The 7,165-nt window shown below is 70.4% G+C and carries 7 protein-coding genes; 2 read left to right on the top strand and 5 right to left on the bottom strand.

The features are described 5' to 3' along the window. Positions 1-36: 36 nt before the first annotated feature. From ACFU53_RS45225 to ACFU53_RS45210, 4 genes are all read right to left on the bottom strand, one after another. The gene (locus tag ACFU53_RS45225; RefSeq protein WP_384005892.1) at positions 37-789 is read right to left on the bottom strand and encodes an AIM24 family protein; all 753 of its coding nucleotides are present in this window, start codon (positions 787-789) and stop codon (positions 37-39) included. A 27-nt stretch (positions 790-816) separates the two neighbouring features. Continuing rightward, complete coding sequence (locus ACFU53_RS45220; protein WP_384005890.1) at positions 817-1,494, bottom strand: AIM24 family protein; 678 nt, start codon at positions 1,492-1,494, stop codon at positions 817-819. An 8-nt stretch (positions 1,495-1,502) separates the two neighbouring features. Beyond that, the gene (locus ACFU53_RS45215; protein ID WP_384005888.1) at positions 1,503-3,122 is read right to left on the bottom strand and encodes a TerD family protein; all 1,620 of its coding nucleotides are present in this window, start codon (positions 3,120-3,122) and stop codon (positions 1,503-1,505) included. A 254-nt stretch (positions 3,123-3,376) separates the two neighbouring features. Next, entirely contained in the window at positions 3,377-3,973 is a 597-nt protein-coding gene (locus tag ACFU53_RS45210; protein ID WP_384005886.1) for a M48 family metallopeptidase, read from the bottom strand. A gap of 218 nt (positions 3,974-4,191) precedes the next feature. On the opposite strand from ACFU53_RS45210, the gene ACFU53_RS45205 reads away from it, so the two are divergent. Both ACFU53_RS45205 and ACFU53_RS45200 read left to right on the top strand, forming a co-directional pair. Continuing rightward, positions 4,192-5,457, top strand: a complete 1,266-nt coding sequence (locus ACFU53_RS45205) for a TOMM precursor leader peptide-binding protein (RefSeq protein ID WP_384005884.1) — start codon at positions 4,192-4,194, stop codon at positions 5,455-5,457. After that, the gene (locus ACFU53_RS45200) at positions 5,450-6,805 is read left to right on the top strand and encodes an ABC1 kinase family protein (RefSeq protein WP_384005882.1); all 1,356 of its coding nucleotides are present in this window, start codon (positions 5,450-5,452) and stop codon (positions 6,803-6,805) included. Before ACFU53_RS45205 ends, ACFU53_RS45200 begins: the two co-directional genes overlap by 8 nt. Before the next feature lie 79 nt (positions 6,806-6,884). On the opposite strand, the gene ACFU53_RS45195 is transcribed toward ACFU53_RS45200, so the two are convergent. After that, entirely contained in the window at positions 6,885-7,094 is a 210-nt protein-coding gene (locus ACFU53_RS45195) for a hypothetical protein (protein ID WP_384005880.1), read from the bottom strand. Between the last annotated feature and the right edge of the window lie 71 nt (positions 7,095-7,165).

Genomic DNA, 7,165 nt, shown 5'->3' with positions numbered 1-7,165 from the left:
CCATAGCGGACGCCCCTTACACATATTGCCCGCTGATCAGTTGCGGCTGCCCCCGAGGGAGTTTCCGCTCAGTCCGCCGCCGCCCATACCGAACTGGCCGAGCACCCCGGACGTGCGCAGGTGCTGGGGCGGGAGTAGCTCGCTCGGCTGCACCAGGACATGTCCGTGGCCCCCGAAGTGCATCTCCCAGCCCTCACCGGTGGAGCCCCTGCGGCGCCACACGGCGGAGGTGGAGGTCGGCGCCTGTAGCTGCGTACGCAGCGAGGTGGACCAGGCGATCACGGCGTCCGAGTCGACGCAGATGTTCTTCTCGGGCGTCACTTCGAGAGCGAGCGGCGGACCCGAGGTCATCAGGACGACCTTGCCGCCACCGGACAGCTCCAGGTTGTACGCCCCGGCCGAGGCCACCTCGACGGCGCTGTCCACGGCGACGATGCCGACGTTGAGCGAGCCGTCGAAGGCGAGGACGGCGGAGGAGTCGACGGTGATGCCTCTGCCGACCTCCATGATGTGCAGGTACTGCGCGAAGTTGGCGAGATACACGATCCCGTTGCCCTTGCAGCGCATGAGTTCGAGCCGCTCGCCGGTCATCCGTTCGGCGTTGCGCCAGCTGCGGTTGCGGTACTGGCTGTCGAAGTCGACCTGACCCTCGAAGGCGACCATGGCGCCCTGGCGGGCCAGGACGGGGCTGCTGCCGATGGTGACGTCGGTCTTGAGCAGCTGTGGGTTCTGCAGTGTGTAGCGCTCGGTGTGGTTCACCGGGATGTGCGCGAAGAGTGTGCTGTGCATGGTGTGCTGTTCTCCTCTCAGCCCCGGTCAGCCACGGATCTTGAAACGGTCGCCGGTGTCCTCGCTGGGCTGGACGACCACGAAGCCCCTCCCCTTGAAACCGATCTGGAAAGCCTCCCCGCTGCCCCGGCCGATGAGCGCACTGGCCTTGATGGTGCGACGGGCCTTCATGTCGAGGCCTTCGGTCCAGGCGATCAGGGCGTCCGGGTCGACGTACGTCTCCCGTTCGGCGCAGTCGAGGGAGATCGGCACGCCCCGGCTGACCAGGGCGACCCATCCGGTGCCACGGATCACGAGATTGGTGAGGCCCGAGCCGGAGAGCTTGGCCAAACCCTTGACCGGCTCAATGGTGAGCTGAAGCGAGGCGTCGCAGGCCAGCAGGGTGGGACCGTTGACGGACAGCGCCTCGTTGTTCAGGTGGAGGATGAGGACGTCACCGCCGTAGTCGGCGAGGTAAAGGTCCCCGTCGCCCCGGCAGAGCATCAGCTTTCCGCCCTCGCCGCTGACCATCTCCTCCGCGCTGCGCCGCAGCGTGGCGGGCGGGCCGTCGAACTGTACGTAGCCGTCGTACGCGATCATCGAGCCGGCCTTGGCCAGGAGGTCCTGGCCGCTGACCATGGTGACCTTGAGCGTCTTGGAGCTGTGCACGCTCATGCGGACGCCGGTGGAGGTGGAGCGGTGCGCGTTGAGTGTCTGGAGGTCCATGCTCTGCCTCACACCTCGAAGGGCTGGACGACGACGAAGTTGCCGGGGGCGCCGCGGAACTGGAGGTTGATGGCCTCCTGGGTCTGCCGGGCGTACCCGGAGCGGCGCAGCCTGAGCGACGTCGTGGTGACGGCCTGCGCGCCGGCGGACCAGGCGATGACGGCGTTGCCGTCGACGTACGTGGCCGGGCCGACGGGCAGGACGACGGGAACGCCGCGCGTCTTGACGACGACCGCTCCCGTGCCCGAGAAGAGCATGCTGAACAGGCCGCCGCCGGGCAGGCCCGCGCCTTCGATTCGGCGGATCTCGGTGTCCAGCGCCTCGTCGAAGGCAAGGACTCCGCGCGCGCTGGTGTAGAGCTGCTCGTTCTCCAGGCGGATGACGAAGAGGTGGCTGCCCTCGTCCGCGAGAAACACCTCGCCGTCGCCGGAACAGCGCATCAGGGCCATACCCTGGCCGGTCAGCTGGCCCGTCAACTTGCCGAGCAGGCCGGAACCCTTGTGGGCGAAGTCGATGTCGCCCTGGTACGCGACCATGCTGCCCTGCTTGGCGAGGATGTTGGCGCCTTTGGTGAGCGTCGTCCGCACCAGCTGTGGATTCTGCTCGGTCCAGCGGTCTCCGACAGGTGCCTCGGAGTACTTCGTCAGGACGACCCGCAGACCCGCCTCCGGCGGCACCGGCGCGAGCTGCGTACCGCCACCGAAGGGCTGCGCCTGCCCAGGGAAGGCCGCGGGGGCACCGGGGGGAGTGAACGGGCCGCCTTGCGGAGCCGCGCCCGGCGGTGTGAAGGGCCCGCCCTGGGGCGGGGCGCCAGGGGGCGTGAAGGGCCCGCCCTGCGGCGGAGCGCCCGGTGGGGTGAAGGGTCCGCCCTGCGGTGCGGGCGCGGACGGGGGCGGAACGGGGACACCGGGCGGCGTGTTCAGGGGCGCGGCGATGGTCGGCGCGGCGTGCACGGAGGGTGCGGGCGCCGGGGGCGCGAACCCCTGCGCAGGCTCCGGGGCCGGTGCGGGCACCGGGGCGGCCGGGGCACCGAACGCGGGCGGGGCGAAACCGGGCGCGGCGTCGGCCTGCGGCTGCTGCGGTGGGGCGGCGGGCTCGTCTTCGGCGACCTCGCCGCCGAAGTTCTGCAGCAGCGCGTCGAGGCCGCCGTCGAAGCCCTGCCCGACGGCCGCGAACCGCCATACGTCCTTCAGGTAGAAGTCGCCCAGCATCACGGCGCGCTCGGTGGAGAACTCCGAGCCCTCGAACGGGTACCGGGCCACCTCTTCGCCGCCCGCGACGATGCGGACGTAACCGGGGGCGATCTGCGACATCTGCCCGTTGCCGTCGATCGTCGCCGTGAAGGACAGCTTCTGGATCTGGGGCGGGATCTTGTCGAGAGTGACGCGGAAGGACTCGGTGTCGCCCGACTGGGCGCCCAGGAGCTGGATCGACTCCTCGGGGGTCTTCGGCTGGTTGAAGAAGACGAAGTAGCGGTCGTCCGAGAGCCGTTCGTCGGCGTCCAGGCCGAAGCAGCTGATATCGAAGCTCAGCCCGGGGGCGGAGATCTGTACACCTACGTACAGATCCGTACCCGCGGTGAGGTCACTGATCTTGGCCTTGTGGCCGCGTTGGAATTCCCTGGCCATGCGTAACGACCGTCCCCCATCCCGAAAGTGCGTGCGCCTGCGAGTGCGTCGCGCCAGGCTAACCGCAAAGTCCTGAGACGTACGCGGCTGGTACAGAGCCGGTACAAAAGCGCGACTTCGGTCACCTGTCCCGCAAACGCCCACGCGCGCGTGAGGCGCCCCTTTCGCATCACTCGTCCTCAGGCGGCAGGCCGTGCCCCGCCTTCAGGCCGCAGGCCGCGACCCGTCCTCCGGTGGACGACCGCGCGGTGGTGTCACTCGTCCCGCGCGGCCGGCAGATGCGGCAGCCGATCGGCGGCAACCACCCCTTCGAGGTAGCCGCGCGCACGCTCGGTACGCGGATAGGCCTCCAACAGCTGCCAGAAACGGGGACCGTGACCTGGTACCAGCAGGTGTGCGAGTTCGTGGAGGAGGACGTAGTCGACGACGTACTCGGGCATGCCCTGCAGCCGGTGCGAAAGGCGGATGCTGCCCTCGGCGGGGGTGCACGAGCCCCAGCGGGTGTTCTGGTTGGTGACCCAGCGGACCGAGGTGGGCCGGGCGCGACCGCCGAAGTACTGGTCCGAGAGTCGGGCGGCGCGGTCCGTCAGTTCGGCGTCACCGAGGCGCCGTTTGCTTTCCTGCGCGGCCAGCTTGTCGAGCATGACGGTTACCCAGCGCTGCTCCTCCGCCTCGGACATCCGAGCGGGGATGAGCACGACGGTACGATCGCCCTCGCGGTACGCGGAGACCGTTCTACGCCGTCGCGCGCTCCTGCGGACCTCGATCGCGCTCGCCCCCGAGCCGCTTGGCGGCTGGCTCGTCGTGCTGCGCTGTGGCTTTCCGGCGCGGTGCAGTGGGTCGGCGGGCACGCCCCGACGTTACCCGCTGCACACGGGGGAAGTCGCGCCTCCGGGACGGTTCGATATCGATCCGCACTCCGAGCGCCTGATTTGTACGACGAATGCCGTCGCCTGTGGACAACTCTCGACAGGCATCGTCGCGGTCCGTGCATGCTGGCACTCGTCGGCGGACCAGGCACTCGCACCGTCGACACACGGGGACCTATTTCTGGCTACGGGGGCCGATCATGCATCCGATGGTGAAGCCCGCGCTCCGGCGCGGCTGGCGGGATCTCAACACCGTGCAGTTCGGCCTGGCACCGGCGCACGCCATGGTGCTGGGCCCGATGGACACGGCGACAGGCAGTTTCCTCGCCTTGCTCGACGGCACACGCGGGCTGCCTCTCCTGCGCGAGGAGGGGCAGCGCATGGGTTTGCCGGACGGTCATGTGGACGGGCTGGTGGACCGCCTGTCCCGGTCCGGCCTGCTGGACGACGCGACGGGCGGCGGCACGGCCGCGGGCGACCTGCGCGCCAAACCCGAGGTTCTGGACCGGCTGCGCTCCGACGCCGCCTCGCTCTCTCTGATCGCGTCCGAGCCGGGCGACGCCATGAAACGTCTGGCCGCCCGCCGGTCACTGAGCGTGCAGGTACGGGGCGCGGGGCGGGTGGGGGCGGTGCTCGCCTCCCTGCTGTCGGGGGCCGGCGTCGGCGAGGTCGACGTACAAGATGTCGGCCGGGTCGAGCCGTGGGACGTGACGCCAGGCGGTCTGCCGGCCGAGTCGATCGGCGAGCGCAGGGACATGGCGGCACGCCGAGCCGCTCGCCACGCGGCACCCGATCGCCCGCCCCGGCGCCGCCGTGGCTCCCGGCCGCCCGCGGCCCCGTCCGGGGACATGCCGATGAACCGCCTCCGCGAGGAGCCCGGCTTCTCTCTGGTGATCCTCGCCCCACGCGACGGTGTCGACGTCCACGCCCCCAAGCCCACGGCCGCCGAGCCGCTCATCGCCTCGGGCACGCCACACCTCTATGCCGGTGTGGTGGAGGGGACGGGCGTGGTCGGCCCCCTGGTCCTGCCCGGTGAGACGGGCTGCGCGGGCTGCCTCGACCAGAGCCGTGCCGACCGCGACGAGACCTGGCCGCGGCTGGTCGCGCAGTGGCGGTCCGGCCGCCCGCACCAGCTCGACGCGTGCGACCTGACGCTGGCCACGACCGTCGCGGGACTGGCCGCGGGGCATGCGCTCGCGTTCCTCGACGGGCACATGCCGTCCAGCGCGGGCGCCCGCTGGGAAGTCTCGGTACCGGGGTTCGACTGGCACGCGCGCCCGGTGTGGCCCCACCCGGCATGCTCCTGCGCGGCCACTGAAAAGGGTGCCCCGGGGAAAGGTAACGGGGAACACACCGCAAAAGACGGGGAGGCACACGAGACAATGGCGGGGCATCAGCGGTCAACGAGGTTGTCCCGCAAAGCACACGCGGCACGGCCTGCTGGGACTTGGAGGGCGCATGTCTGATCTTCCCCGAAAGGCGGTCACCCGGACCGCCAAGCTCGCCGCGCTTCCGCTCGGCATCGCAGGCCGGGCCACCTGGGGACTCGGCAAGCGAATCGTCGGCGAGTCGGCGGAGCTCGTGGGCCGCGAACTCCAGCAGCGAACGGCGGAGCAACTGTTCAAGGTCCTGGGCGAGCTGAAGGGCGGCGCGATGAAGTTCGGGCAGGCCCTGTCCGTCTTCGAGTCGGCGCTCCCCGAGGAGGTCGCGGGCCCCTACCGCGCGGCCCTGACGAAACTCCAGGACGCGGCGCCCCCGATGCCGACCCGCACGGTGCACTCCGTACTGGAGGCGCGCATCGGGAAGGACTGGCAGGAGCTGTTCCTGGAGTTCGAGGACAAGCCGGCCGCCGCGGCCTCGATCGGCCAGGTGCACCGCGCGGTGTGGCACGACGGCCGTGCGGTCGCCGTCAAGGTGCAGTACCCGGGCGCGGGCGAGGCCCTCCTCTCCGACCTCGGCCAACTCAGTCGGTTCGCTCGTCTGCTGGGCCCGCTGATCCCCGGGATGGACATCAAGCCGCTCATCGCGGAGCTGAGGGACCGTGTCTCCGAAGAGCTCGACTACGGCCTGGAGGCCCAGGCCCAGCAGGCGCACGCGGAGGAGTTCGCGGGCGACCCGGATGTCGTGGTCCCGGCCGTGGTGCACCAGTGCGAGCAGGTGCTGGTGACCGAGTGGATGGAGGGCACCCCTCTCTCCGAGGTGATCACCGACGGTTCTCAGGAGCAGCGCGACCGGGCGGGCCAGCTACTGACCCGCTTCCTCTTCTCCGGCCCGGCCCGCACCGGCCTCCTGCACGCGGACCCGCATCCGGGCAACTTCCGCCTCCTGCCGGACGAGAAGCGCGGATGGCGCCTCGGCGTCCTCGACTTCGGCACGGTGGATCGTCTGCCGGGCGGCCTGCCTGCCCCGATCGGTGAGGCCCTGCGGCTGACGATCGAGGGCGAGGCCGAGGCGGTCTACGAGATGCTCTGCACGGAAGGCTTTGTGAAGGAGTCGATAGACCTGGACCCGGACGCGGTCCTCGACTATCTGCACCCCATCATCGAACCGGTCCGGGCGGACGAGTTCGCCTTCGCCCGCGGCTGGATGCGCAGCCAGGCAGCCCGCATCGCCGACCCCCGCTCCCCCGCCCACCAGTTGGGCAAGCAACTGAACCTGCCCCCGTCCTACCTCCTCATCCACCGGGTGACCCTGAGCACCATCGGCGTCCTGTGCCAACTCGGCGCGACTGTGCGCATGCGCGACGAACTGGAGGAGTGGCTGCCGGGATTCATTTCCGAAGAGGAGGAGGGCGAGTCGGCGGCGGAGGCGTAATCGGTTCGAGCAGCGCCGGCTCGTCAGCTGTCTCCGGGACCCGGGTCAGGATCACAGGAAGCAGTCCTGGGCCCGAGGCTCACCACCAGGCCGAGTCCAGCCGGCCCTCGATCGCTCGCAGGTTCTCCCGGGCGCACGTCTCGCAGAAGTAGTGCCGTCCGCCGTTCTCCACGGAACAGATCCACAGGGGCTGGGGGGCTTGGGCGGTGGTGCCACAGCGGGCGCACATACGGGTCTGGGGCTCTGCGGCGGAGCCGCCGCTGTCGTGGTCCCCGGAAAGACTCGTCACTCCGCGACGATATCGCTGCCGTCGACGGATCCGTGGTCACCACGCACCGCGGGGGCCGGTCCGTTCGGACC

This window comes from Streptomyces sp. NPDC057474 (assembly GCF_042802555.1).
In the GTDB taxonomy this organism is placed as follows: Bacteria; Actinomycetota; Actinomycetes; order Streptomycetales; family Streptomycetaceae; genus Streptomyces.
The sequence above is the reverse complement of the archived record's forward strand: the minus strand, read 5'-3'. Positions and strand labels throughout refer to the sequence as shown.